Origin of the sequence: Vibrio hannami, from assembly GCF_029589055.1 — a bacterium.
Lineage (GTDB): Bacteria > Pseudomonadota > Gammaproteobacteria > Enterobacterales > Vibrionaceae > Vibrio > Vibrio hannami.
Genome location: NZ_JARQZP010000003.1, coordinates 1,822,539 through 1,848,482 on the forward strand (window position 1 = coordinate 1,822,539; position 25,944 = coordinate 1,848,482).

Genomic DNA, 25,944 nt, shown 5'->3' on the forward strand with positions numbered 1-25,944 from the left:
TTGAAGATAATTGAACTCTTTTTGCACAAAATTGCTTTTTTGTTGCTCGCTTCAGATAAAAGTAGTGCTGAGTAGGTAGTACTAAACCAAATAAGTACCATACGTAGCGTGCCATAAAGTAGTCCAAACTGAGCCAACAACATAGGAATTATTGACCGAAGTTACTTAACGTCCCAATAGTTGGGTCATACTTAGGTAGATTGCCCTTTCGTGAAATCGCCACGAAAGGACAATGTTGATTGGTGAGTTAAAGCCTAAATGTATCTACCGATTGGTTTAGAGAGGTGGCTATATTCGTTAGCTCCTTGGCTTTAGCGGTGTTGCTGTTTGAACTTTCAAAGGTAGACTTCGCGAGATCATTGATTTCTACCACATTCGCGTTTATTTCCGCAGCTACGTGGGTCTGCTCTTCTGCAGCTGTCGCAATTTGATTATTCATGTCCAGAATGATTGAAACGGAGTCTCTGATTGCTTGCAACGCACTATCTGCCTCAGTAGATTTAGCGGCTGTTGCCTGAGCATCCGAAACATTAACTTCCATCAGTTTAACGGAGCGTTGAGCTTCACTTTGCAACCGCGTGATCATCTCCTGGATCTCGTTAGTGCTCTCTTTGGTTCGATTCGCCAGATTCCGTACTTCGTCTGCAACCACCGCAAATCCACGCCCATGCTCACCTGCACGCGCAGCTTCGATAGCCGCGTTCAGTGCCAAAAGGTTAGTTTGTTCGGATATACCGTCAATAACTTCTAAAATACCCCCAATGCTTTGGGTTTCTTGTTCAAGTTTGTTATTAACCTGAACCACGTTTTCGATACCATCCACCAAAGTCACAATATTCTGATTCATCTCTCCAACAACAGAGATCCCTTGTGCCGAATGGTCATGCGCCTCTTTAGCTGCACTGGAAGCTTGCAAAGCATTTCTAGCAACTTCATCAACAGTTACTGTCATTTCATTCATGGCTGTTGAAGCTTGCTCTAGCTGCATCATCTGGCTTTCAGAGCTCCGATTAACATCTGATGCAGCATTCGACATCTGATCAGAAGAGTTATTGAGGTGTTCAGCTGCTTCGTTGATACGTTCAATAATTGTTCTCAGGTTAGCAACCATAGTTAGTGTCGCAGCTAAGATACCAGACTCGTTGCCATTGCTTTGAACCTGTAAATTAAGGTTACCTTCAGAGACACTTTTTACCATTCTCTCTATCGTTTTAGGCTCACCACCAATCGGTGCATACATCAGTTTTGTGATAAGGATATATGTGATTCCCAGGGTCAACAGGATTAAAACAACAGCAAGGGAAAGGCCTTCAATGAGGTTGCTGTTTGATGCTGAGTTTATGTTTTCTCGCTTGTCCCACGCCCAAATAGTCCAGCCAGTCGCGTCGGCTTTCGCATTGATTACAAAATACTCATTACCATCGAACGTGTAACTATGGCTACTACCAGGGTTGTCATTGTATTGTTTATACGATGGACGTTCTTCAAACAGGTTTTTACCTACATAGTCGGGGTACTTCGCAGCAAGTATGAAGCCATCTTCACGCGCCGCAAAAATTTGATTTTGATCGGTTAAGCTTTCAATGAACTCAGAAATCGCGTTTACGGGAATATTGGCACATAATGTTGCTACAACCTTGCCGTCTCTCATAACAGGTACACCAAGCGCCATCACCAGATTACCAGCACTACTGGTATAAGGTGTCGTTATTATGTTCTTCTCCCCTGCAAAAAGTCGGTTATACCATTCTCGGTTCAACGTCTTAGCGTTAAAGTTTTTAATTTCACCGGCAGGTAGGTAGGTTATTCCGCTTTTTAAACCTACATAAGAGGCCAAAACACCAAGGCTATCTTCTATATGTTTGAGCTTTTGTGTCACCTGCTCAACATCAATATTCCCTTCGCTATCAATTGCTAGGCTAGCACTGGCAATATTCAGGCTATCAAAATACCTTTGCACTTTTTGTTCCACGGCGTTGGAGACTAAGTAAGCCTGATTGTTTAAGGCAAAAGTGTAGCTTTCTACTGATGCTGATTTAAAGTTAAAAAAACTGATTAGCGTAAGGAGGAGTATTGCAGAAGCGAAGAGTATTCCGGTAAAGCTTAATAATCTAATTTTTGCACTCATAGTGTATTCATCCTGAAAATAAACGACCTGGTTTTGCTTCGATGTGGTTTTTATTTATCCTTAAGTCTAGAGGATGGTTGAATACCTTCAAGTTTATGATAGGAGTGTCAGTACCTGAGCTATACTCATTTAGTAATTGGCATTTGGTAGCACTCGATGAGTAGAACCCTAACGATACTTTTGACTGCATTTTTAATTATTTTCCCAACGCGCTATTCCTTGGCAAATACGCTTGAGTTTGTTCGTATAGAAGGGTTAGCAGAGCAAATTGCTGGCGAAAAAGTCATCTACGAGGTGTATAAGCGGTTGGGGATATCGATAGTTATCCATGCAATGCCAGCTCGCAGAGCGCTTTATGAGTCCCGTCATGATGGCAAAGATGGAGAGATGCTACGGATATGGTCTTATGGCGATACCAATCGTGCACTTATACGAATTCCAATACCAATTGCTTATATTGAAACGCAAGCTTTCTCCCGTTCAGACTTTGTTTTTGAACCAGACAAAAAAGCCGATTATGAGTATGCGATTGTTCGTGGTGTGCAACATACTCTTGACGCCACAATGAATTTTGATCGTGTGGTCGAGTTCACTGAATCATCGGCGATGATGTCGTTTGTTCGCTCTAAAAGAGCCGATATAGCGCTTTCTTCTAAACTGGATGGGCGTTATCAATTAACGCTTCTGTCTGCAGAAGATATTATTCCAGTTGGAGATGTTTGGGTGCGACATGCGCTTTATCATTACATTCATGAACGCCATCAGGAACTGATCCCTAAAGTAACTCAAATGCTCGCATATATGAGCAGAACGGGTGACATTGAGCGCCTTTGGAACGAAGCCGTTGAAGAGTTAAACTTGCTGGAAGTACCTATTGATTAAAACTACAAGTTGCAGACTTGTAGCTCCTTCTTCAATTCATCAATAAGCAGCCTAGCGACTTTGGATAGCTCACGATTCGGGTAAACGGCATAGATGGCTTCATCAGCCGAGAACTTAAGATCTGGTAATAACTGAATTAGTTCACCACTTCTTACTTTCTCTGCTGCCATAAAATTGGTGGGCACGAAATAACGATTCCCGTTCGCAGCGCATAAATTTAACTGTTCAGCATCATTAATGCAGATATTGGCGTTGATATCGAGCGAACGTAGCTCTCCAGCAGCATCAAAATAGTTAAACGCTTTGTTGGTGTGGCCTTTACGCCCGTAAACAATCGCAGGCAGATCTTTTAAATCATCCAGGCTTTGAGGCAGACCATGCTTATTTACAAACTCCGGGCTTGCAGCAAGCAGCAAATGTACATCCAGTAATTTTTGCCCTATCAGATCAACACTGCGAGGTTTCCAGACCCGAATTGCCATATCAAATCGATCCTTGATGATATCAACCTGATGGTCATTAAGTTGAAGCTCGATATTGATATCAGGGTACTGGTCGCAAAGCTTTTCTACTATCGGAAACAAGAACTTTCTGCCCAGATAAACAGCGCTGGTGACCTTCAGTGTGCCACTTAATTTATCCGACTGATCTTCTGCAATGGTCGAAACATTTTTTACCAGCTCGTTGATTTGTTTGGCATTGTCGTAAACCAGCTTGCCGGACTCAGTCAATGCTATTGCTCTGGTTGAACGGTTTAGTAAAGAAGTATTGAGTTCAGATTCAAGTTTTTTGATCTGCCTGGTGATGTAAGAAACATTGGTTTCTCGAATATCTGCTGCTCCGGTAAAACTTCCCTGATCAACAACATCTGCAAATACCTGAAGCAGTTTAGGATCGATTTTCTTCATGCGAACAAACTATTTTTGCCAAAAAAGATAATTTCATTATGTCATTTTTTGTATTTTTCGGAAATAAAAAAGCTCCTAAGATGTGTGAATCGTAACCTAATGAGGACTTATCATGATCGTTGTAACTGTTGCAGGAAAGGTAAAACCAGAATTTAAAGAGACATTTTTAGAGCATATGGCTGAACTAGCGCCGATTGTTCGTGCGGAAGAAGGTTGTATTTCTTACCAGCAAAATATTACGGCTGATGATGCTAATACTCTGTTCTTGTATGAAGAGTGGGAGTCGATTGAGCACCTTCAGGTTCATTTGGAAAGCCAACATATGGCAGAGCATTTTGAGCAAGCTCGTCCATGGTTTGATTGGGTTGATATGAAAACGTTCGAATCAAAAGAATTTACTTTGGGAGAATAATTGATGGATAACTATACTCCTACACTTGAATATCAGGCTTTGATGGAAGCATTTCGTTCTCGTAAGTTTACCAAGAACGATATCAAAAGCTTTGTCTATAAAGTGTTTTCTATGTACGAAAGAGCTACATGTGAAAATGTTCACCTGGATGCAGAAGCTTTTCATGATCTGGTTGCTGAAGATGTTTTTGTCGACTTTCCAGATTACAAGGTGCGTTCGCGTGAAGAGTTCAAAGAGTGGCACCGTTGGATTCATTCTTTATTGAAAACAGATGACCATGAAATTGAAAGCGTAAATGTTGAGTATCTGGCGAATGGCAAGTATCAGGCGCAGTTTTTCGTTCGTTGGCGTGGTGACTTCAAAGACGGTCGCTATACCGATCTCAGAGTAGAGCAGCTTTGGGTTATGCATGAAGAAGAAGACAAATCTCTGCCGGTTATCGAGCGTTATATTGTTGGTTTAGCAAACCCAATCCCTGCCAATACCGCCGGGGAAGTTGAAGGTTAATTTAAGTTAGTTAAGTATATCTGCACTACCGGAGCGTATATCGAGAAGTAAACCCCCGGTAGTTCAGTTCCCATTAATAAAAAAACAAGCTATTACGATTAGAATCCATATGTCATACTTATAAATTGATTCATCGACAAAGTTGGCTGTCGAGAAGCCAGCCAAATGATCCAATAACCTCAAGGAAAGGGGATAGCTTGATTGGCCGTATCATCAATAAGTTAACCTTGAAAGGTAAAGCCCGATTCTTACGGTACGCATTTTATGTGACATTTTTTCTATCACTGGTTATTGCGTTCATTTATTACGTAACCTACGAGAAAATCACCGTTCAAAGAGCAAGCAATCAGTTTTCAGAAATTGAAGACATGAGGGTTCAGTTGCTCGAAAAATACCAATCAGTTAGCAGTGATCTTTTTTATTTCTCCCAAAACAATTTAACCCGATCTGTCTTAGAAACCAATACGCCTGAAGATATACAACAGCTAACCTCGGTGATGATGAAGTTTGGCATGCTCCATCACAACTATGATCAGATAAGACTATTAGACAAAGAAGGTAACGAAGTTATCAGGATAAATCAGAACGAGGATTTATCTCTAACAAACGTACCGGAAAGTAAGCTGCAAAATAAGAAAGGGAGATATTATTTTGATACAACAAAAGAATTGGCGTCGGGTGATGTTTACATTTCCAAATTCGATTTGAATGTTGAACGTGGCCAAATTGAATTTCCAGTAAAACCTGTCCTTCGTTTTTCAACACCAGTGTATTCCGCTGAAAATACCTTCCTTGGGATTGGTGTAATAAATTATCTCGGTACCAATGTCATCAGTTTGTTGGAATCGCTAAATCGTCACGAAGGCGATTTGGTTTATCTGCTAAATGAAGATGGATATTTTCTCAATCATCAAGAAAGCGCTAAAAACTGGCTATTCATGTACCCGGATAAAGAGCAGGTTAGTTTTTCCAGCGATTACTCTGAAATATGGAATCAAATAAAAGAACGTGAAAAAGGGCTAGTCAACTATAAAGGTGAAGAGTACTACTTTACCCGGCTAAAGTTCGTCGATTTTCCTCTGCACAATGTAGTTAATTTTGAAAGTTTATATATTGTGATGCGAGTACCTCATTCAGTTATCTCTGAAGAGTATCAAATTCTAACTTCTGCAATATTTATGGCGTTTATCATGTTGTTTCCAATGGCATTATTAATGTCGTATAAACTTTACAAGTCTCATGATGAACAAGAGCGCCTTATTCAAGAGCTAAATTTTCAGGCTTATCATGACTCCTTAACTGGTCTATATAATAGACAGGCAATATATGAACATCTCAAGAAAAGTATTCTGGTTAGTCAACGTCGGAAATCGCTTGTAGCTATTGGCTTTATAGATGTCAACAACCTGAAAGAGGCCAATGACAAATATGGGCATGATGCTGGAGATGATTTAATTAAAGGTGTATCTACGGCGATAGAGACATGCGTTCGTCAATCCGATTACGCTTCGCGCCTGGGTGGGGATGAGTTCTTGGTGATATTTGTTGATTGCGATAAAGCGCAGGCACAAAAGACCATGAAGCGAATAGAAGAACGGTATCGCTTGTTAGGGGAGGAGAAAGGGAAGAATTGGAGCTTGTGTTTTGGCTGCGCACAACTTCAGGGTAAAGAAGATACGATGCAGGACATGATTAACCGAGCTGACTCTGAAATGTATAAACAAAAAAATCAGTTTAAGCAGACGCAAAAAAATGTCGATTTAAAGGTTAGCAAGCAATCTCTGATCAATATTCGTTCCCACAGTATGGATCTGCAGAGCTGTTATCGCGCTGTCCAATCCCTTAACGAGTCTGGGGTCGTTATCGATGTAAGCCCTGAGTGGGAAAAACTAACGGGTTATGTCTGTTCTGAGGCTATCGGAAGACACTTTACAGAGTTTCTAGATAGCCAATCACTTAAGCAGGTAGAAAAAAACTTCCCGCAACTAAAAGGCTACGGTTACGTTAATGATGTGCATTTGATGATTAAACGTAAGGATGGAACCACTTTATCAACCATACTGAATGGAACTTCTAAGTATGATGATGACGGTAAGTTTGTACGAACTTACTGCGAAATTACTCCGAGAGTATAGTTTTTCACTTATTTCGCGAATGCGCTCAACCTTGCTTCTTCCATAACCAAAAGATTGTTAGCAACAAAAACCGTTTCCTCACGCCACTCCTTTAAAGCTAAAATACAGCACTCTAACGAAAAGAACTTTTGACGAGAGCTATTAATGGAAGTGAACATCGAACAACTAACGGCGTTTATTGCGGTTTACGATACTGGCAGTTTTGCTCTTGCCGCCCACAAAGAAAAAAGCACGCTTCTACCCTTAGCCGAAGAGTTAGCAACTTAGAAATTGAGCTTGGTTACGAGTTGTTCGAAAGGCGTAATAGCTCCCTTGTACCAAACCATCGCGCGGCGGAACTATATGAATACGCAAAAGCCGTAACATTCGAAGTGGAACAGTTTAGCTGTCGAGCGTTAAGTGTTCTTCAGGAAGTCCCGTCAACGCTGACACTTGCTATCGATAGTTCTGTATTAGGTATGCGTATCTCAAAAGCCCTTGTAGAAGTAACGGATCGTTATCCAGCGTTAGATCTTGTGATAATCGAAGGGAACACACAAGAGTGCATTCAAAGGCTTTATAAGGGTGAAGTTGATTTAGCCATTGTGCTTTCAACAGAACACTATTCGATGGATATAGGGTTGGTGAAGTTACTTCCATTTGAACTGGTGTCCGTAGCTAGCCCAGAGTACGCCAAAAAATTTGATGTGAATCCTGAAAATGAGTTGAGCCAGCAGACTCGCCGAAGAATGCGCCAAATTGTTTTACAGTCTTTTCATGATATGGGACACGATGAAATTCAAAAAGGAAGTCACCATGTATATAGTGTCAACAGTTTTCCTTCTGCTTTAGAGCTTATCGTCAATGGCATCGGGTGGGGGTATCAGCCGTTAATACAATGTCAGCACCTTATTGAAAGTGGAGATCTGGTCAAATTTGATGTAGAGCTTGAATACCACTTGCGTTGGTCAACGGATGCTATTTGGCTCTCTTCAAAGCCACTCTCAGAGCCATTAAAAATGTTGATTGACTCTTTAAATGAAAACGCTAAATAAGAAAAAATAACCCCCGCATCTACAAATATGCCAATACCAGGGGTTATTTAGATTAAGCTAAGTGAATTAGCAGATATGACGACCGTTAGTAGCAAACGTCATTTTCTGGTTTGCGTATTTACCTTCAAGCTCTTTCATATCGATAAGGTTTTCAACCTTTGAGCTTAGGTAAACGTCTTGGCCGCCAACGACAGTGCTTAGCACTTTGGTCTTGTGAACCTCAGTGATTGCTACGTCGAAAATGTTCTGATCAAGTACTGCGAAGTCAGCGAATTTACCTTCGGAAATCGAGCCGATTTTGTCGCCCAGTTTTTGGCTATCTGCACCGCCTTGAGTGTACATCCAGAACGCTGTTTCTAGCGGAATAGCGTGCTTTTCAGCGTTCAGAGTTGGACCTTCAGTTAGACCAGGGCCGCGGCGGGTCACGATAGTCTCTAGTGCAACCCATGGGTTTGCTGGCGTTACCGCCCAGTCAGTACCAATAGACACGCTTGCACCTGAATCAACGATTGGCTTCACAGGGAAGAAGTAGTTCTGAATACGGTGTTCACCCAAGTCCAGTGCAGCAATCTGAGTTGCTGGCATGTCGTACCAGAATACTGGTGAGAACTCAGCCCAGATGTTGTTTTCAGCGATACGGTGGATATCGTCTGGGTGGATCATCGCAGTGTGAGCAATACGGTGCTGAAGTTTGTCAGCGTTGTTGCCCGGCTTCTTACGTAGCTCTTCAACTGCATCAATAACCATGCGAGCTGCGCCATCACCCGCACAGTGTGCGTGTACTACCAGACCCATCTCATCGTAACGGTGTAGACCTGCACGGTAGTCTTCAGGTGTGTTACGCCAAGGGCCGTGGTAATTCGTACCTTCGTATGGTTCAACAACAATCGCCGTTTGACCAGCTGCTGCACCATCAAGGATGTACTTAACACCCACCATCTGAACCATATTGCCGGTGTAGTCTTTGTGGTTGTAGATGTACTGCTTCGCCAGATCTTGCATCTCAGGGGTTGCAAAATCTACCATGTCAGTTGCGTAAGTGGTTAGACGTACGGTTAGGTCGTTGTTGTTGTCCATGTACTTATACGCTTGGCCGTACATCTCACGAGACCATGGTTCAGTCACAGAGGTTAGACCGTGGCTGTTTAGGTAGCTAAAGATTGGTTTTAGCTGCTCGTTAGCAAGCACTTCTGGCTTAGGTAGCGTTAGTAGGAATTTCTCCCACACCACGTGTGCTGCTAGTTCACGTAGAACACCTGTTGGCTCGCCGTTCTCGTCTTTCACGTAATGACCACCTACTGGATCTGGGCTGTCTTTTGTGATGCCACAAACTTCTAGTGCTTTTGAGTTTACTAATGCTGCGTGACCAGAGGCTTCCCAGAAGAATGCAGGTTTGTCTGAAACCACTGCATCAATGATGCTCTTATGTGAAGGTTGGCCGAACATCTTGATGTTGCTGCCGTCATCCCATAGGTAATCAAGGTTTGCACCAAATACCCACTCACGTTCAGGGTGTTCACGCAGCTCTTTTGCGACGATCTCTTTGAACTGTTCGTAAGTTGTCGATGTTTCATCGATGATTACGTTGCTGTGTTGCTCTGCACACATTTCAGGGTGCATATGGTCATCGATTAGGCCAGGAACAACCGTGTGACCACGTAGGTCAACTACCGGGGTATCTTTCTGCCGTAGCTTCAAAATCTCTTCGGTTGTACCGATTTGTACAAACTTATCGCCTTTAACTGCGAATGCTTCAGCCCAGTTCTGATTAAACTTGTCGCCCTGATAAACTTTACCGTTGACGTAAAGCACTAGCTTACCTTTTACATTGCGCGCATCACCAGGAGTTGCATTCCCTACCGCTTGAGCGATTGGGCTTACCGCCATAGTTAGGGCAGCCGCGCCACCTGCTTTCTTGAAGAAACCACGACGAGACGGGTTATCCAGTACGTTGTCATTTAGTTCTACATAAAACTTCTTACGAGTCATTGCTTATTCCAGTCTTTGTTGATTTTGCAGCATTTATTATGCTCGCACTTTTGTAATGACAAACTCGCTCGGCATGCGCGCTGGTGTGGGTCTGGGCATGCGATATTTGCATGCAATAAGTGTGTTCCTATTACTAAGCATTTCTAAAAACGATGAAATACCTTAGTGAAAAAATATCTGACATTATCGCCGCATCAAATAACTGAACCACCACACAACTTAAATGTTGTATCTATTGTTTAAGCGGGTGGTTAAATTGAGGCGAAAAACATGAAAAAGTCGATTCTATCTTTAGCTGTTGGTCTGGGTGTTTCTTTTGCAGCGCAAGCAGTTGAAGTTCACAAGCCTGATGCGGCGTTTCTGGAGCAAGTAGGAGCTATTGGCATCACGCAAGATAACTGGGATCGAGAGAATGAATCTCTAACTTACCAACAAGCGTACAAGTTCACACATCACATCAAGATGAACACAGGTGACTATGTTTGGAATCTGGGTGAGACAAAACAACTTCTAGACCTAGACAAGCTAACTGGTCACGACTTTGATGGTGAGTACCCACTAAGCACAATTATTCCTTTCCGTCTGAAAATGGAATCTCTAGTTGTTCTTAAAGATGGTGAGTTAGTACACGAGCAGTACTGGAACGGCATGCACAAGGCGAAAACTCACCTTGAGATGTCTGCAACTAAATCATACACAGGTGTCCTATTGTCTACGTTCGTAGCGGAAGGTCGCGTGAACATGAAAGACCCAATTGTTAAGTACCTGCCTGAGCTAAAAGACTCTCCGGGCTTCCGTGACGCTACAGTTGAGCAAGTGGCTGATATGCGTTCTGGTATCAAGATCGAATTCACTCCGGGTCTTCTATACGATGAGCGTATGTCTGAAATTCAGGATTAGAATGGTCCAAGCCGTTACTTCCCTGAATACAAAAAGATTATGGACTTCGCTCGTGAGCTTCCACAGCGTGATGACGTAGCGACAGGTGAAGCATTTGACTACATCTGTATGAATACAGAGATGCTAGCGCAAATTATGGAGCGTCTGGAAGGTAAGCGTTACACCGAGATCTTAGAAGAGCGTATCTTCCAACCAATGGGTGCAGAGTACGGTGCAGAGATGATGACTAACCGCGACGGTGAAGCCGTATCTTCAGGTGGTCTTCACATTACCGCTCGTGACGGCACTAAGCTAATGGATATCCTGATGAACGACGGTAAGAACCGTAAAGGTGAGCAGGTGATTCCTAAGCAGTTTATCGACGACCTCATCGAAGGTAACGAGGAAGTACGTAGTGCCTGGAAACACGATGGTTTTGCTAAACTTCTTGCTGATGCATGGTACAAAGACCAAATCCGTGTACTAAATGTTGATGGTCGTCGTTTCATCACTTTCGTTGGTGTATCAGGTCAGGTAACGGTTGGTGAACCTGCAACTAAGACAGTAATCAAGATGCATGGTGCGCAAGACGATTGGCAGCATCCGCGTACCGTTTACATGACGTTCCTAGACGTGGTACCAACGCTACTAAAAGCTGTTGAAGAGATGAAGTAACTATTACTTAGGTTTAGGAGCCTGAAATAGGCTCCTTTCAAATTATTTTTCTTTATCCCCATACTTCATCGCCCATTCAGGAATTTCTCTTGGATCGCCAAACACCTTGAAAAACTTGATACTTGACTGGGGCGCACGGCAATCAATGTTGTCCTGACACCAGCTATCTAGTTTGTAATGACTCGCGTATCCACTGTTCCAGGCATCGAATGCTAAGTGAGCATTTGCCCAGAATTGTGGGTCCCAACGTCCTTTTTCTGCCATCCAGGGGAATGATGGTCTTGGTTCATCCTGAGCAATCAGAGAGTTGGAAATCAGGTTGAGGTATTTTACTAAAATTTCCGCACCGATATCTTGTACTGTCAGGCTGTTGATCTTTGATAAGTCATCTCCCACCAAAAGTGCTACACGTTCGATAAGGAAGTTCAGCTTCGCATTTTTGTAAAGCTCCTGGGAACTTTCGTACCCCAACCAGAAGATGCGCGCATCCAGAATTTCATAAAACTCTTGTTTTTTTGCTTTGGATAGCTTGTTGTAGGCTCGGGTATTTGGGTTTCTTTCTGCTACATATTCCCTCAGTTTTGGGAACTCATCCAGAGCTGACTGGTTGTTTGCGAGGATTGTAAGCAGTTTTTCCTGAGAAGCGATGAGCTGTCCGAACTCCGCTGCTACATCTTTGTTCATTGTTAACCTTTGGTTTGTTTGAACCCATCACCAAATTTTACTACTTCATTATTACTATACTCAAGCACTCCTCTAGGGTCTGTTGACCTTTTGCGGTTAAATTTTGTTCGAGATAAAAGCGTTTTAATCGCGGCGAGAGGTTTGTAGCCTAGTCATTCTAAGCAAAACACCTCTCAACAAAGAGTAAAACGCTTTTAGCCGAACCCTTCGGGCAGCGTTTGTGGCTCCTTTCTACTGCGTTATCGGCTTCTCAGGTAGGGCAACTACATTTCAAAGCCTCTGCCTTGTATAAAGAACCCACAAACTGCTGCAAAAATCAGCTCAAACGGTCAACAGACCCTAGGCAAACTGCATTTTACTAGTTTTTATTAAAATCGTAGTAAAACTTAGTAATGTTATGAGTTGTAAAGTACCTCTAAATCGAGATAACAGTACACACGGTACTTTACGAGGAAATCATGAAAAAGACTCTATTGGCTTCACTACTAGCTGTCGTTGCAATGAACGCAAATGCAGAACTTATCCAACATACTGACCAGATTGCTGAAATTAAATTCACAGGTACAACTTATGAGCTAGGTAAGCACGTTGGTGAAGAAGGTAAAGAGCAGATCCTGGCAGGTATTCAGCGTTTTGATGCAACACTAGGCGCGATGCTTGAAGGCATGAGTGTTGAAAGTCTTTCAGAGACATTTAAAAAGAACCACGTATTTGCGAACCTGAAGAAAACAGCACCAGATTCAGCTGCGTATATTCAGGGGCTTTCTGACGCACTTAACCTGAGATCCAAACTACCTGCTATCTATTGGCATGAGTGACGAAGCGGTATTTGAATCTCAGCGTTCAGGTGGTCTTGGTTTCCTTGAAGAAGGTAAGAAGAAAGACGAAGCACCAGCTAAATGTACCGTTATGGGTAAAGTTGATGGTAAAGGCAAAGGCTGGGGTGTAGCTAACTTTGACTACATGGGCATCAACTATGAAGGCCTAATGTACCTAAATCATACGAACGAAAAAGGTGAAACCAAGATTGTTCAAACCTGGATTGGCCTGATTCCTTACGGTGGTGTAACAGCTGGTGGTCAGCCACTACTAATGAACACTATGTCTGATGAAGGTACCGCACGTCAGTACGACAATGGCCCTATCCTGGCAGATAACTTAGTTCCTTCTTACAAAATGTCCTGGGACGTTTACAACGCTAAGACACCTGAAGAAGTAAAAGAAGTGTTCGATGCTGGCCCAGCAACGACTTACTTCTCTTACATCATCCTAGATGCAGAGAAAGGTAAAGTAGCGAACGTTGAGAACGGCTACAAATCAGATACTCGCTTTGACTACGCTCAAGGCATGGTTCACTCAAACCACTCACGCTTTGTTCAACACGAGTTCGTGAAAGGCGCATTTGGTGGTCACACTGTAGAGCGTGAGCAAGCAGGCCAAAAACTACTAGACGCTCACGGCGAAGGGACTAAGTTCGCTGACGTTCTAGACACAATGCAATCTAAGCCTCTGTACAAAGGCCGTGGTGAGATGATTGGTACAGTGACCACTATCTTCTACGACATCGATGGTAAGAAAGTAGATATGTCTATCTACACAGACAAAGACCACGACATGGTTCACATCAAGAACTATTAATATCTAGCTCTACCATGGTGGAAGTGATGCTTCTTAAAGCGGTAGCTCCTAGAGTTTATAACTTAAAAGCGCTCGCAATTTCGCGAGCGCTTTTGATTGTGTGAAGAATTTGGTACAAACCTTTAAAAATAGAAATAAGCGTTTACCCAGCCTTTACTATCAGCAACTCCTCTATAACGTGAAGCTTCGTACTTAAAACCAACGCTAGTAACATCACTAGTCATGTATCCTCTATCGACTTAAAGCTCTGCACTCCAGGCTTTATCATCATGAACCTAGTTAACTTTTTCTACACTTTCATCAGCAATCGCTGCTGTGCTCAATAAAGCGGTAGTAATGGCGATGGTGATTGAAGTTTTGTTCATGATAACAACTCCCAGGGCATTAATGACTTATATAATATGTTTATATTTGGCTAGGCAGCGTGGTATAGAGTTAAAAAACGTTATCGGATTGCATGGTTATTTCTACGAAATTCAATGAACGATGAAATATCTTACTAATGATCTTTTTGACATTATTACCTCATCAAATAACTGAGCCACATAAATCATTCAATGTGGTTTGATTACAGATTTAGGTAAACAAGTAGAGGTAACGATTATGGATTTAAGAGCAAGATCTGAACTAGGTGATATTTTAACTGATATTGAAGTGTTGTTGGATATTCTGGCGAAGAACCCATCTGCTTTAGAAGCGTATCCAAATCTTAAACACCACTTGGCAAATAGAGAACCGAAAAGTGTTGAGAGTAGCGGAGCTTAACGCTCCGCTCTGTCCCGATTTAAAAAACTAACCTGGGCACTTTCAAGAATCTCTTTCAACGTTTCCAGATATAGACGCTTTTTAGCCAGCTCAGGCTCTTTTTCAAGGCTTGCAATCAGTGTACTGAGGCGCTCTACGTCGCCTTGAGCATTGGTGACTCTTGCCTTTGCCTGGGCTTGTGCCTGTCTAGAGCTTTTTACCACTTCACTGCGAGCTTGAGCCAACTTGATCTCTCGCTCACCAAGCGCATCCTGAATCAGCTTCTCTTTAGCTGCCGGAGCCATCTGCACATCATCATAGGCTTGCTTTATTACTTTTGGCGTTTCTAGGCGGTTAAGCATCACGTTAGTTACCTGAATACCCGAGTCAAAGCTATCCAGCTCTTGTTGCACAGCGCTTTTCATCCAGGTCTGGAAATTACTACGCCCGGTGGTGAGTAAGCTATCTAGCTCTCGTTGACTTACGTAGGTGATTGCCTGAGCCTTTGCAATATTTCGCAAAATCGCCTCGCCATCAATGGCACCGCTTAAGAACTGTCCGGGGTTAGGGATGCTGTATTGAACCTGAAGCGCAAGCTCAATTAAATCACCTTTGCCAGTTGTAAGCTCTGCGCCAATCAGTCCGCTATTTGGTTCTTTAGTAAAGTCGATATTGATGGAACGAAGTTCCACTGCCGAAAGGGTTTCTACGTTATCTATTGGCCACGGCAGTCGGTAATGCATTCCCGGTAAAACGTTGTGTTCGATAACTTCACCAAAGCGACTGATAACCGCGCGTTGGTCAGCATCCACAGAGTAGAGCCCGCTTACTGCGTACAGAGCAACTACGAACCCCAATAGTAACCAGCGCAGTTTAAGAAAAATCTTCTGAGTAACCTGACTTACATCTTGCTTCCAGCTCATTATTCGCCCTCATTCTCAGGCACTTCGTTAGCGCTTTTACCTAGAACCTTAGGATCTACCAGTTGCTTAAACAGCTCGGAGTCTGATGGCAGAATGAGTTGGCTATTGCTGCCAAATACCGCTTTGTATGCTTCCATGGTGCGAACAAACTCGAAAAAGTCATGGTTTGACTCAAAAGCTTCGCTGTAAAGTTCAGCTGCTTTTGCTTCGCTTTGGCCTTTGATGACCTGGCTATCGCGATACGCGGAAGACTTCAGTTCAATAATCTCTTGCTCTGTCTGTGACCTAATTTTTTCTGCTTCTTCACGACCTTCTGCTCGGTATTTCTTAGACAGACGTTCCCACTCTGAGCTCATACGGTCATAGATAGACTTCAGGTTACGTGGCGAGTAACCAAACTTCACAGCACGCACAGCTAATACTTCAATGCCCAGTTCTTGCTGGCTGACGGTGTTTACTCTCTCTGAAACCTGCTTAAACAGCGTATCCAGGTGGTTCTCTTCACTGTTTACATTCAGGATCTTTCCCAATGGGTAAGAAGCCAACATGCTACCCACTTCCGAGTTAGTGATTGTGTTCAGGCGCTGCTCTGCGATTTCGGTAGTACGTACGCTGGTTAGGTAAGTGATTGGATCCACAATGCGCCAAACCACGTAGTTGTCCACCACGACATTGCGACGATCACGAGTACTGTACTCACCTGGTTCCAGACTTAGCATCTGAACGCGTTTCTCAAGACGAGTTACTGCTTGAATTGGGTTTGGAAGTTTCATCACAGCGCCCGCTTCAGATACTGTTTTAACTGGCTTTCCAAACTGGGTGATCACTGCAAATTCAGATTCTTTTACAGAAACAAAACAGGTAACTGCAATGTAGGCGCTAAGTAGTCCACCAACTACCCACCAAATTTTATTTTTCATAGCTTGAGTTTTCATGATGATCGACCTGTACTAAATACTCGTAATTTGTTTAATAACTCACGTTGCTCAGCATCTAACTTGCGTTCTTTCTCGCTCAAACCCTCATAGTAAGGCAAGCTACCGGAGCTCGGCTTTGTCGTAGATTTAGATGTTTTTTCTTTAACTGGCACTGTTTCATCAAAACCTGCCAGAAGGGTTTCAGATTCGCTGGCTTTCTCTGTGTTTGAGTTGGATTTCACCAGTGGAGCCCCCGGTGCTGAAGTTGGCATCCCTCCCCAAATACGGAAGTCATGGCTGCTAAACGCAGGGTCGATCAGGGTAAAAGGTTTGCCGGATAAAGCACGTTGTGCGGCGTCCACTTGCTGGTTAAATCGGTATGCTTTAGGAGCGCTGTTATAAACTTTTGCCAGTTGCTTAAAGCGCTCCGTTTCGCCTTCGACAGAGTGAAGGCGCTTGCTTGCTTCTGCTTTAGCGTTGGATGTTACTTTGAAATGCTCGGCACGAGCGGCTGGAATTTCTGTCAAACTCCATGCGTTTGCCTGGTTTACCATGGTGCGGCTTTCCTGATACGCATCCAGTGCATCTCTGTATTTCGATACAAGATAAGCTGGTGGCTCAATCTGCTGCACGTTTACTGACACGATTTCGACTGGCAGATCAAAGAGCGCTGCTTCATCCTGAATTGCTTGTGCAAGATCATCGGCATAGTCACTAAAACCAAACTGTTGCAGCTGATCAAAATCGTGTTTAGTGCTGTTTTTAACTAATACTGCGTTAGCTAGATTGGTCAGCAAATTCTCAACGTTGTTGAACTTGGTTAGCTCTGCACTTGGCTCACTGACGCGGTATTGTAGTTCAGCGGTTAAAAACATCAGCTTCTCATCGCCAGTTAGCAGGTAGTCGGCGTTTTCACGACTCACCTGACTCTGTTTTACCGAGTACCAAAGCTTTGAGCCATACGATGGACGCATAAAAGAGTTCTTGCTGCCGATACTGATTGAGTACAGGCGACCAGATGGTAGTAGTTCTACTTTTTCAATCGGGGCTGGCATTGCTACCACTAAACCCGGCTCAATATCCTGGCCGATAATCCTGCCGAAACGGCTATGAACGCCAACAAAACCTTGCGGTACAACCGTAATGCCTGACGATAGATAGACAAGAGCTAGCATTGAAAGTGCTGGCTTCCATGATTTGCGGAACAAGCGAACACCGCCATTCACCATTGTTTCGACTGGAATATGAGGAAGCGCTGCAATCAAATGACGGTAGCACCAGTTCCAGAGCGAAATCTCATTATCCTCGCGACCCGATAGAGAACGAATGCCAGAAATTAGCAGTTCAATACCCGTGATAAAGATCATCGCGGCGATAAGTAGGGCGACGTATTCATCAATGTTGATTCCAACCAATGAGCCCACCAGCGAAAGAAGTACTGCACCAGACGTCATTAGGTCAACTTTGGTGTGTTGGCTATCTGCTTTCAGAGCTTCAGAACCGGTCTCAATACCTACCAGCATTTTTAGCTGTGAGATAAACAACAGCGTCAGCATCACCACACCAATACCCGCAATACCCCACCAGATGTTTTGGATACTGGTAAATCGCATATCTTGTGTCTGCTGATAGATCTCAAACGGCACAGCCAGGATCATCAAGGAGACTAGGATTACTGCAATCGCTTCGACCTTGATTGCTCGTTTTACTCTGTTGTCACAATCAGATTGCTCCTGCTTAAAGCGGTAAATCATGCTTAGCATCAGTGCAAAAGAAACCAGCACATCAGTAAAGGAGTGCAGTGCGTCTGCAGTTAACGCTACGCTAGCGGTCAACCACGCAAGTAGCACTCGAAATCCGGTCAACACCAGGTCGATGATTAGTGCGGTTATGGATGTTCGAATTCTTCGATCTGAAAACATCGGTCACACCTTTTTAAGGTATATAAAAAACGAAAACGGGCTGCCATGTGACTTGTTGATGCCAAGTCCTATGGCAGCCCGATAAAGTTCGTCATCCCTGCGAAGGCAGGGATCTAATACATTTGTTTAGATTCCTGACTTCGCGGGCGCACGGCTAGCGGAATGACGATACTAGGTGTTGAAGTTAATCTGAAATAGCTAAGCCATTACTTTTCAGAATTTTCAACCGGCTTCTGGCTGTTTTCTGCAACTAGCTTACCTTCGAAGTAAACCTTAGTTGCGTACTGCTGCATTAGTTCGTTTTTAGGAACTTCGAACAGGTTTGCAGTCATGATCTGGAAGTTAGCTTTTTTGCCTTCTTCCAGAGAACCAACCTTGTCTTCAAGGTGCATAGCGTATGCTGGGTTGATAGTGTACGCACGTAGAGCAGTCTCTAGAGGGATCTGCATATCAGCGTTCAATGTTTCAGCATCCATAGGCATACCAGGTAGACGACGAGTGGTTAGTGTCTCGATGTGCATCATTGGGTCCAGAGGCGTTTGGCTCCAGTCTGGAGATGCGATGTATACGTTACCTTCAGCAGCCGCTTGTTTGATTGGAAAGAAGCTCATGATTTGATCTTCATGCATATCTTCTTCAAGCACTTTCCACAGTGGGTGTGGGAACCAAACCGCTGGAGAGAACTCAAGTATTGCGTTTACATTCTTCGCACGACCAAAATCTTCATCCTGTACCAGGAAGCAGTGAGCAATGTGGTTACGAAGCTTACGAACATTTTCGATGCCGTTCACTTTCGCAGACTCTTCCATCGCTTTAAGTACCAGAGAAGTACCACGGTCACCTACTGAGTGAGTTGTTACCGCAAGCCCCATACCGTTGTACTTAACCATGATGTCTTTAAACTCTTCGTAAGGCGTGTATAGCTTGCCCAGATCGTCAGAGTTTTTATACGGCTTAGTTACAGCTGCGGCACGACCGAAGAAAGATGAATCGATAAACGCTTTCACACCGTTGATACGGAAGTGCTCAGTTTCGTACTTATCTTTTTCTGCTAGTGCAGGGGCGATGTCAGTACCGAAGAAGAACTCACGCAGGTATGGGTGCATGTTAACGTCAGCAGAGATAAGACCTTCTTTTTCCAGGTCGTGGTACGCTTGCATCTGCTCGCGGTCACCTTCTACTACTTTCATACCCGTGATACCGAATGCGTTGTTCGTCCTCATTGAGTCGAGAGCCGCTTTGGTCACGTCTGCTTGACGGTGCGGAGGGTGGTGGATCAGTACAGACTGAATGGCAGGGCCTGCAATTAGGTGACCGTTTAGTTCGCCATCTTTATCGTAGCCATACTTACCGCCTTCAGGAGCAACTGAATCTTTAGTGATGCCTGCAACTTCAAGTGCTTTAGTGTTAACAACAACAACGTGGCCGCCGTCATCTTCGATTGCTACCGGGCGATCCGGAACGTATTTATCCAGGAAGTGGCGATCCATCTGGATACCAGTGCCGTGGAAGAATTCCCATGAGAAAGATTTACCGTAAACCCACTCAAGTTTAGAACCTTTACCCGCTACGTATTCTTGAAGTAGCTTACCGAACTCATCTGGAGTGACTTTATCGAATGCACTGTGGTTGAAGAATACATTTTCCATCATCGCTACACGAACAGGGTGTGTGTGTGCATCGATGAAACCCGGTAGTACGAACTGACCTTTTAGGTCAACGACTTCAGTGTCTGCATCTTTAAATGCAACAACTTCCTTGCTGTTACCTACCTTAACGATGTTGCCATCTTTTACTGCAAAGGCTTCTGCCCATGCTTGATCTTCATTAACGGTATAAACCTGACCGTTGATGTAAACAGTATCTGCGTTTTCACCTGCGATAGCGCTAGCAGCGCCAAACGCCAGTGACATCGCTAGAGATGACACTAAAAATTGTTTTGCTTTCACAATAAACTCCAGTGGATTAAATATAATTTTTCACTTTTTGTGAGCGGCCATTATTCACCTTTTTCTGGATTCACAAACTTGCTAACCATGATGTGGAAATTCATGCTGAGCGTGAAAAAAGTTCATGCTGTTGCTGTGTTACCAAAACTGGTAGCTAATATTGATTTGTCCGGTTTCTTGCGCAGGTTCAATAACATAAACAGAGGGTTCGTCAGTTAGGCTGAGCTTTTGACGGACGATACTGTGGTTGCCATGCTCCCTCACCACTTCTGCAAAGAGGGTATACTCTCCTTGCTCCACCTTTTGACCTTCTTCATTTCGCCCATCCCAGGTTAGCCGGTAGTTGCCAGATGATCGGGTAGCAGATGTTAGTCCATCTACGTGGTCGCCTCCGTGACGACCTACTTTGCGCCAATAGTGGCGTAGGTCTTTTAACCATTCCCCACTACTTGCAGATAAAAGAATGGTCTTTACCACTTGCTTTTGACTGTTTTCGATCCAAACAGCAGAGAAGGGGCGGGAATAGGAAGTATCTTCAATAGCAGGAAGACGAAACATCACCTCTAGCTTAGCGTCAGGAGAAAGAGGTGCAGAGACAGTGGAATAAGAAAATAATAAAGGAATAATCCAGGAAGCTTTTTTCACAATAACAAACCTATGGGAAGTCGAGTATTAAGGGATGGCCAAGTAGTAGAACATTCCCGCGGCAATACTGCCTGCGGTCATCCATTTAACGGAAAGGATAAATGTGCGCCGTTTGGGCATAATCAGAATAAAACCGGTGAGGATAAACACCGTCATTAAAATCGCGGTAATGTCGATAAAGGCGTGCCATATTGGTCCGCAGTTTCGACCTTTGTGTGCGTCATTAAGTAGGGCAATGACGCCATAATCTCTCTGTTCGATATTTGCAACGCGGTTGGTCATGTCGATAAAAACAGCGGCACTATATCCCGGAGCTTTAAAGCTCATGGTCACTTCGCCAAGCTCTAACTCACCTTGATGAAATTCGGTGTAAACATCTAACTCTGAAGCAAAGCCTTTTACATCAGCAGATTGCCTCAGAAACTCGATTAATGACTCCCGATTTATTTTGATTGAACCCGTTTTAAACAGAGTAGATTCAGGGACTAAAATTTGTTGCTCGTCCACTCTGGTGGTGCCAACAAAATGTTCAGCGCGATTTAGCGTTATGCCTGTTACGGTAAAAAACAGTACAACCAGTAAAAGAGCCATCGAAGTGTAGATATGCAGGCGTCTCGCCCACATCTGAAGTGTTCGGTTTTTAATCATCACTGCTTTGTTTTTATTTGGATGGTATGTGATCACTGAGGCAGGGTGTTGTTTTCAGAAATAACACCGCAGCTAAGGATCATTTACACTCGGTGATTGGGTATTATTCACATCTACAGCGAACCACAAACTTGCTAACTAAGAAGCAAAGGAGCATGCTCAGCATGAAAGATTTTCATGCTACAATCCTTTTGTGAACCAAACACCTTGTGCAACGGATACTTAGATATGAATTTAAACTTTGAACAGCTAGCGGCTTTTATCGCAGTTTATGAGCATGGTAGTTTTGCGCTTGCGGCGCACAAAGAGAAAAAGCACGCGTCGACGCTAAGTAAAAGAATAAGTAACCTGGAGTTAGATCTGGGTTTCGACCTGTTTGAGCGTCATGCTAGCGCCTTGACACCTAACCAGAGAGCGGAAGAGCTTTATCAGTATGCAAAAGCGATTAAGTTTGAAGTCGACCAGTTCAACTATCGCGCTCTGAATGTTCTTGAGGACCTGCCATCTAAGCTAACGTTAGCGATTGATAGTTCTATTCTGGGTATGCAAATAACAAAAGCCATCACGGAAGTATCTCGCCACTATCCTGCATTAGACCTGATTTTTGTAGAAGGGGATACTCAGCAGTGTATTCAACGTATGCATGATGGCGAGGTTGATTTGGCTATTGTGCTTTCCACCGAGCATTACACCCTAGATGTCGCAATGGCCAAATTGAGTCCATTTGAAGTTGCATCGGTTGCCAGCCCCGAGTACGCGAAGCAGTTTGGTATTCAGTCTGGTGATGAAATTACCCAGCATACTCGTCGCCAAATGCGCCAGATAATCTTGCACTCTTTCCAGAATCTGGGCCACGACGATGTGCAGAAAGCAAGCCACCACTATTATCAGGTTAATAGCTTCCCTTGCGCACTGGAGCTTATTAGAAATGGCTTAGGGTGGGGCAATCAGCCAATCCCTCAATGTCAGCACCTGATTGAAAGCGGCGAGCTGGTGGAGTTTAAAGCCGAGCACGAAGCGGTTTATCGCTGGTCTTCAGATGCTATTTGGTTAGCATCAAATCCGCTTTCGGAACCTTTAGAGCTTTTGATTGAAAAACTGAAAGAGTTTACATCTGGTTAACTGGTGTCGCCAGAGGAAAAAACGGTTGTCGTAACACTCACTCGATAGTTGGATAAGAGCAAATTAGTATCCTCCCAAACTTATAGGAGGTTACGACCAATGCTTCGATTTTTATTATGCAGTTTCGCTTTGGTGTTGCTTTACCCAACCGCTATTGATCTCTACCTGGTTGGATTGCCGCAGATCGCTTCCGATCTGAATGCAACCGAATCACAGTTACACATCGCCTTTTCAGTCTACCTTGCAGGTATGACTGCCACTATGTTGTTTGTCGGGCGTTTAGCCGACTCCATTGGCAGAAAGCCATTTGCTGTTGGTGGTGCGGTTATCTTTATTATCGCGTCATTTCTGGGAGGTGCTGCGGATCATGTGCCGTTGTTTCTGGCAGCAAGATTTGCTCAGGGAGTTGGAGCTGGTTCGTGCTATGTCGTGGCATTTGCAATTCTGCGAGATGTATTAGATGACAAACGCCGCGCCAAGGTACTCTCCGCTATTAATGGGGTTACCTGTATCGTTCCTGTATTGGCTCCTGTGGTTGGTCACCTAATTATGCTGAAGTTTCCATGGACCAGCTTGTTTACCACCATGGCAACAATGGGAGTGGTGGTGTGCCTTTTATCGCTGTTTGTTCTTAAAGAAACCAGACCAAACGTTCAACAGCATGAGGATGCCGTAAGCGGTGCTGCTCTATCTGCGAATGAATCATTGTTAGACAGTTTTTTTGTGAGTCGCTTAATCATCACTTCTTTAGGTGCCACCATCATTCTGGCTTACGTGAATGTTTCACCAATGCTTATCATGGGCAAACTAGGGTTTGATCGTGCAGCATATTCAACCACGATGGCAGCAACGGCATTGGTGAGTATGGTTGTCTCTTTTTCTGCGCCTTTTGCTCTTTCTGTATTCAAAGAGCGAACGCTAATGATGACCGCTCAGTTCTTGTTTGGGTTTGCTGCAATTCTGCTTGTACTTGCGAATGAGTTAGCTCTGGAAACTATCTGGTATTTAATAAGCTTTGGATTGGTTTGTGCTGGATTCTCTATTGGTTTCGGGGTGGCAATGAGTCAGGCGTTAGGTGCTTTTTCAAGGCGTGCTGGTGCTGCTAGCTCTGCTCTGGGGGTATGTCAGGTATGTTGTTCTGCACTATACATTTGGCTAATGGGAATGGTGGGTTTTGATGCGTTGACAATTCTGGCGTTAATACTGGCATTAGGTAGCATAATTAGCGTCTCACTTATATTATTGATACCTCGTCCATCTCCGGGTATCCAGAATGAAGAAGTCAATTACTCGTCTTGATCTGAACTTACTGATCACTTTGCAACTGATTGTGCAGGAAAGGAGTGTGTCAAAAGCCGCGAAAAAGCTGAATGTGACACCTTCTACGGTGAGTAAATCGCTCAATAAATTACGAGATTGGTTTGATGACCCGCTGTTTGTAAAAACGCCGAATGGGCTGGTTCTCACACCCGTTATTCAGAGTATGGAACAAGAGCTTTCAGACTGGCTGCAAATGAGCAGTCAGATTCTGGAAAAGCGAAGTGATGTGTCTGCCAAAGGGATGCGATTCAATTTGATGATTGAGTCGCCTTTAATTCTGGTGATACTGAATAGTTTGTTAAAGAAAATTCACCGCCAGTATCCCGAGGCAAAAGTAAAAACTAACAGTTGGGATTACGACTCACTGGACGCGATTATTCGGGGTGAAGCTGATATCGGTTTCACCGGGCGGGAGAGCCACCCTCAATCGAAAGAGTCGCTAGACCTACTGCCTTACTTTATTGACTTTGAAGTGCTGTTCTCCGATTTGCCACAAGTATTTCTGCACAAGGATCATCCGGCGCTAAACGAAGAGTGGAACCTCGAAACGTATCTTAAGTATCCACATATCGGTATCGTGTGGGAGAACAGTGAGAAGTGGGCATTAGATAATGTTCTGGACGAAATCGGTCAGCAGCGGAATGTTGCGCTGACAATGTCGAGCTTTGAGCAGTCTTTACATATGGCTGCTCAGCCTAGCCACGATATGCTGACAACTGCGCCGGATTACTGTCGGCATTACGTTGCAAATTTATATCCAGACCTTGTATGCCTGCCTATTCCTTTGGAAAAAGAGTATCAGGAGAAATTGCTCATTCCTTTCACTATGATCTGGCATAAACGCAATGGACACAATGCCAAAATACGCTGGTTAATCGAGACGTTTAGAGCGCTTTATGTTGAGCTAGATGATGAGCTCAATAAGAATTAAAGGCTAGTTTAAATCAGCACTACCTCGTCTAAACTGAGCTGGCGTCACGCCCACCCGTTTTTTGAACTGTTGCGATAGGTGCTGCTGAGAAGAGAAACCGCAAGACAACGCAATTTCTGCAAGTGACTTAGAAGGAAACAACATAAGCTGTTTTGCCAGTTCGATACGTCTGCTCAGTACATATTGATGAGGCGTACAGCCAAAGCTAGTTTTGAACATTCTGGCGAAATGAAATTCGCTGAGGTTTGCTAGTGTTGCCAAATCACCTAGAGTAAATGGAGTCGCCAAATTTGCCTCAATATAATCGGCTACTTTCCTCTTATTGGAAACAGACAACCCTCCTGACGTGATAGATTTGGTCGGCGTATTGTGACAATACTGACGCATTAGATGCAGCAGCAACAATTGTTGTGAGTGAGACATCATCAACTTATCGGTAGGGCTATTCCAGTCTAGTGTCAGCATCGTTTCCCGAATAAGCTGGCTTACAAAGGTATCGTCTACGAACGTGCGTTCAGCAAGCTCAATATGGCGACTTTCTTGGTCTAACACTTGCTCTGCGAACTTCTGCAGATGTTTCTGTTCGAAATAGAAATGGAAAAAGTGGAATGGCGCAGAGAAGGTCCAGTCAGAACGGTGATCCTGTGGCATCAGACACAGCTTATCGACCCCACCAGATTGGTTGCCCGATTGCATAATGCGCCTAGTATTCTCGCCGCCTTGCAGATAAAAGCTCAGCGTGTGGTGGCCGGGCTTATTATAACTGGCACTGCCATGGCTGTTACTCCAGACAGCCGACCCCATACCGTTGTCCGACCAGACATCCTTGTGTAGTTGAGCAGTGTTGTGGGATAACACCTCAAAAACGCCCTGTTTCTTCACTCGCACAGAAATCCTTCTCCAGAGAGCCGCTAATAATTCTTATTTAAATATACTGGCTTTTTAACGTGAG

The 25,944-nt window shown here is 43.8% G+C and carries 25 protein-coding genes; 14 read left to right on the plus strand and 11 right to left on the minus strand.

Annotated elements, in window-relative coordinates:
- Nucleotides 1–247: 247 nt before the first annotated feature.
- Nucleotides 248–2,128: a methyl-accepting chemotaxis protein gene (locus P7F88_RS09910; protein WP_277824196.1), complete on the minus strand. Its 1,881-nt coding sequence runs from the start codon at nt 2,126–2,128 to the stop codon at nt 248–250.
- A gap of 156 nt (nt 2,129–2,284) precedes the next feature.
- On the opposite strand from P7F88_RS09910, the gene P7F88_RS09915 reads away from it, so the two are divergent.
- On the plus strand, nt 2,285–3,010 hold the full coding sequence (locus P7F88_RS09915) for a hypothetical protein (RefSeq protein ID WP_277824198.1): 726 nt from the start codon (nt 2,285–2,287) through the stop codon (nt 3,008–3,010).
- 2 nt (nt 3,011–3,012) lie between these two features.
- Here P7F88_RS09915 and P7F88_RS09920 read toward each other — a convergent pair whose 3' ends face one another.
- Nucleotides 3,013–3,918, minus strand: a complete 906-nt coding sequence (locus P7F88_RS09920; protein WP_277824199.1) for a LysR family transcriptional regulator — start codon at nt 3,916–3,918, stop codon at nt 3,013–3,015.
- 112 nt (nt 3,919–4,030) lie between these two features.
- Between P7F88_RS09920 and P7F88_RS09925 the strand changes: the two genes are divergently transcribed.
- From P7F88_RS09925 to P7F88_RS09945, 5 genes are all read left to right on the plus strand, one after another.
- Nucleotides 4,031–4,330, plus strand: coding sequence for a putative quinol monooxygenase (locus tag P7F88_RS09925; protein ID WP_277824200.1), 300 nt, complete (start codon nt 4,031–4,033; stop codon nt 4,328–4,330).
- A 3-nt stretch (nt 4,331–4,333) separates the two neighbouring features.
- Nucleotides 4,334–4,837 carry a hypothetical protein gene (locus tag P7F88_RS09930; RefSeq protein ID WP_277824201.1) on the plus strand — a complete coding sequence of 168 codons (504 nt, stop codon included), beginning with the start codon at nt 4,334–4,336 and terminating at the stop codon, nt 4,835–4,837.
- 197 nt (nt 4,838–5,034) lie between these two features.
- Nucleotides 5,035–6,972, plus strand: coding sequence for a sensor domain-containing diguanylate cyclase (locus P7F88_RS09935; protein ID WP_277824202.1), 1,938 nt, complete (start codon nt 5,035–5,037; stop codon nt 6,970–6,972).
- A 144-nt stretch (nt 6,973–7,116) separates the two neighbouring features.
- A complete protein-coding gene (locus P7F88_RS09940; RefSeq protein WP_277824203.1) occupies nt 7,117–7,239 on the plus strand; it encodes a hypothetical protein in 123 nt (40 codons plus the stop codon).
- Between the two features lie 20 nt (nt 7,240–7,259).
- A complete protein-coding gene (locus tag P7F88_RS09945; protein WP_277824204.1) occupies nt 7,260–8,006 on the plus strand; it encodes a LysR family transcriptional regulator in 747 nt (248 codons plus the stop codon).
- 66 nt (nt 8,007–8,072) lie between these two features.
- On the opposite strand, the gene P7F88_RS09950 is transcribed toward P7F88_RS09945, so the two are convergent.
- A complete protein-coding gene (locus tag P7F88_RS09950; RefSeq protein WP_277824205.1) occupies nt 8,073–9,995 on the minus strand; it encodes an amidohydrolase in 1,923 nt (640 codons plus the stop codon).
- A 270-nt stretch (nt 9,996–10,265) separates the two neighbouring features.
- Between P7F88_RS09950 and P7F88_RS25660 the strand changes: the two genes are divergently transcribed.
- Nucleotides 10,266–10,895 carry a serine hydrolase gene (locus P7F88_RS25660; protein WP_338405551.1) on the plus strand — a complete coding sequence of 210 codons (630 nt, stop codon included), beginning with the start codon at nt 10,266–10,268 and terminating at the stop codon, nt 10,893–10,895.
- A 39-nt stretch (nt 10,896–10,934) separates the two neighbouring features.
- Nucleotides 10,935–11,549 carry a serine hydrolase domain-containing protein gene (locus P7F88_RS25665; protein WP_338405552.1) on the plus strand — a complete coding sequence of 205 codons (615 nt, stop codon included), beginning with the start codon at nt 10,935–10,937 and terminating at the stop codon, nt 11,547–11,549.
- 42 nt (nt 11,550–11,591) lie between these two features.
- Here P7F88_RS25665 and P7F88_RS09960 read toward each other — a convergent pair whose 3' ends face one another.
- On the minus strand, nt 11,592–12,233 hold the full coding sequence (locus tag P7F88_RS09960) for a hypothetical protein (protein WP_277824206.1): 642 nt from the start codon (nt 12,231–12,233) through the stop codon (nt 11,592–11,594).
- A 458-nt stretch (nt 12,234–12,691) separates the two neighbouring features.
- Between P7F88_RS09960 and P7F88_RS09965 the strand changes: the two genes are divergently transcribed.
- The 3 genes from P7F88_RS09965 to P7F88_RS09975 all read left to right on the plus strand — a co-directional run bounded on the left by P7F88_RS09965 (nt 12,692) and on the right by P7F88_RS09975 (nt 14,636).
- Nucleotides 12,692–13,051: a C45 family peptidase gene (locus P7F88_RS09965; protein WP_277824207.1), complete on the plus strand. Its 360-nt coding sequence runs from the start codon at nt 12,692–12,694 to the stop codon at nt 13,049–13,051.
- Nucleotides 13,044–13,871, plus strand: coding sequence for a carcinine hydrolase/isopenicillin-N N-acyltransferase family protein (locus tag P7F88_RS09970; protein WP_277824208.1), 828 nt, complete (start codon nt 13,044–13,046; stop codon nt 13,869–13,871). The genes P7F88_RS09965 and P7F88_RS09970 overlap by 8 nt, the downstream gene beginning before the upstream one ends.
- Before the next feature lie 603 nt (nt 13,872–14,474).
- Nucleotides 14,475–14,636 (plus strand): hypothetical protein, encoded by a 162-nt coding sequence (locus tag P7F88_RS09975; RefSeq protein WP_277824209.1) that lies wholly within the window; start codon nt 14,475–14,477, stop codon nt 14,634–14,636.
- Here the strand turns inward: P7F88_RS09975 and hflK are convergent.
- The 6 genes from hflK to P7F88_RS10005 all read right to left on the minus strand — a co-directional run bounded on the left by hflK (nt 14,633) and on the right by P7F88_RS10005 (nt 21,622).
- Entirely contained in the window at nt 14,633–15,538 is a 906-nt protein-coding gene (hflK, locus tag P7F88_RS09980; RefSeq protein WP_277824210.1) for a protease modulator HflK, read from the minus strand. The two genes, P7F88_RS09975 and hflK, sit on opposite strands and share 4 nt — an antisense overlap.
- A complete protein-coding gene (gene hflC, locus P7F88_RS09985) occupies nt 15,538–16,458 on the minus strand; it encodes a protease modulator HflC (RefSeq protein WP_277824211.1) in 921 nt (306 codons plus the stop codon). Before hflC ends, hflK begins: the two co-directional genes overlap by 1 nt.
- An 11-nt stretch (nt 16,459–16,469) precedes the next feature.
- Entirely contained in the window at nt 16,470–18,377 is a 1,908-nt protein-coding gene (locus P7F88_RS09990; protein WP_277824212.1) for a cation efflux transmembrane domain-containing protein, read from the minus strand.
- A gap of 206 nt (nt 18,378–18,583) precedes the next feature.
- Entirely contained in the window at nt 18,584–20,326 is a 1,743-nt protein-coding gene (locus P7F88_RS09995; protein ID WP_277824213.1) for an amidohydrolase, read from the minus strand.
- A 138-nt stretch (nt 20,327–20,464) separates the two neighbouring features.
- On the minus strand, nt 20,465–20,971 hold the full coding sequence (locus tag P7F88_RS10000) for a DUF2271 domain-containing protein (protein ID WP_277824215.1): 507 nt from the start codon (nt 20,969–20,971) through the stop codon (nt 20,465–20,467).
- Nucleotides 20,972–20,998: 27 nt separating this feature from the next.
- Nucleotides 20,999–21,622: a PepSY-associated TM helix domain-containing protein gene (locus tag P7F88_RS10005; protein ID WP_277824217.1), complete on the minus strand. Its 624-nt coding sequence runs from the start codon at nt 21,620–21,622 to the stop codon at nt 20,999–21,001.
- A 225-nt stretch (nt 21,623–21,847) separates the two neighbouring features.
- Here P7F88_RS10005 and P7F88_RS10010 point away from each other — a divergent pair, with 225 nt between their 5' ends.
- From P7F88_RS10010 to yidZ, 3 genes are all read left to right on the plus strand, one after another.
- Nucleotides 21,848–22,741 (plus strand): LysR family transcriptional regulator, encoded by an 894-nt coding sequence (locus P7F88_RS10010; protein ID WP_277824219.1) that lies wholly within the window; start codon nt 21,848–21,850, stop codon nt 22,739–22,741.
- A gap of 99 nt (nt 22,742–22,840) precedes the next feature.
- Complete coding sequence (locus P7F88_RS10015; RefSeq protein ID WP_277824221.1) at nt 22,841–24,040, plus strand: MFS transporter; 1,200 nt, start codon at nt 22,841–22,843, stop codon at nt 24,038–24,040.
- Nucleotides 24,015–24,992: an HTH-type transcriptional regulator YidZ gene (gene yidZ / locus P7F88_RS10020; RefSeq protein ID WP_277824223.1), complete on the plus strand. Its 978-nt coding sequence runs from the start codon at nt 24,015–24,017 to the stop codon at nt 24,990–24,992. Before P7F88_RS10015 ends, yidZ begins: the two co-directional genes overlap by 26 nt.
- A gap of 3 nt (nt 24,993–24,995) precedes the next feature.
- Here the strand turns inward: yidZ and P7F88_RS10025 are convergent, their stop codons facing one another.
- On the minus strand, nt 24,996–25,880 hold the full coding sequence (locus tag P7F88_RS10025) for a helix-turn-helix domain-containing protein (RefSeq protein ID WP_338405553.1): 885 nt from the start codon (nt 25,878–25,880) through the stop codon (nt 24,996–24,998).
- Nucleotides 25,881–25,944 lie beyond the last annotated feature (64 nt).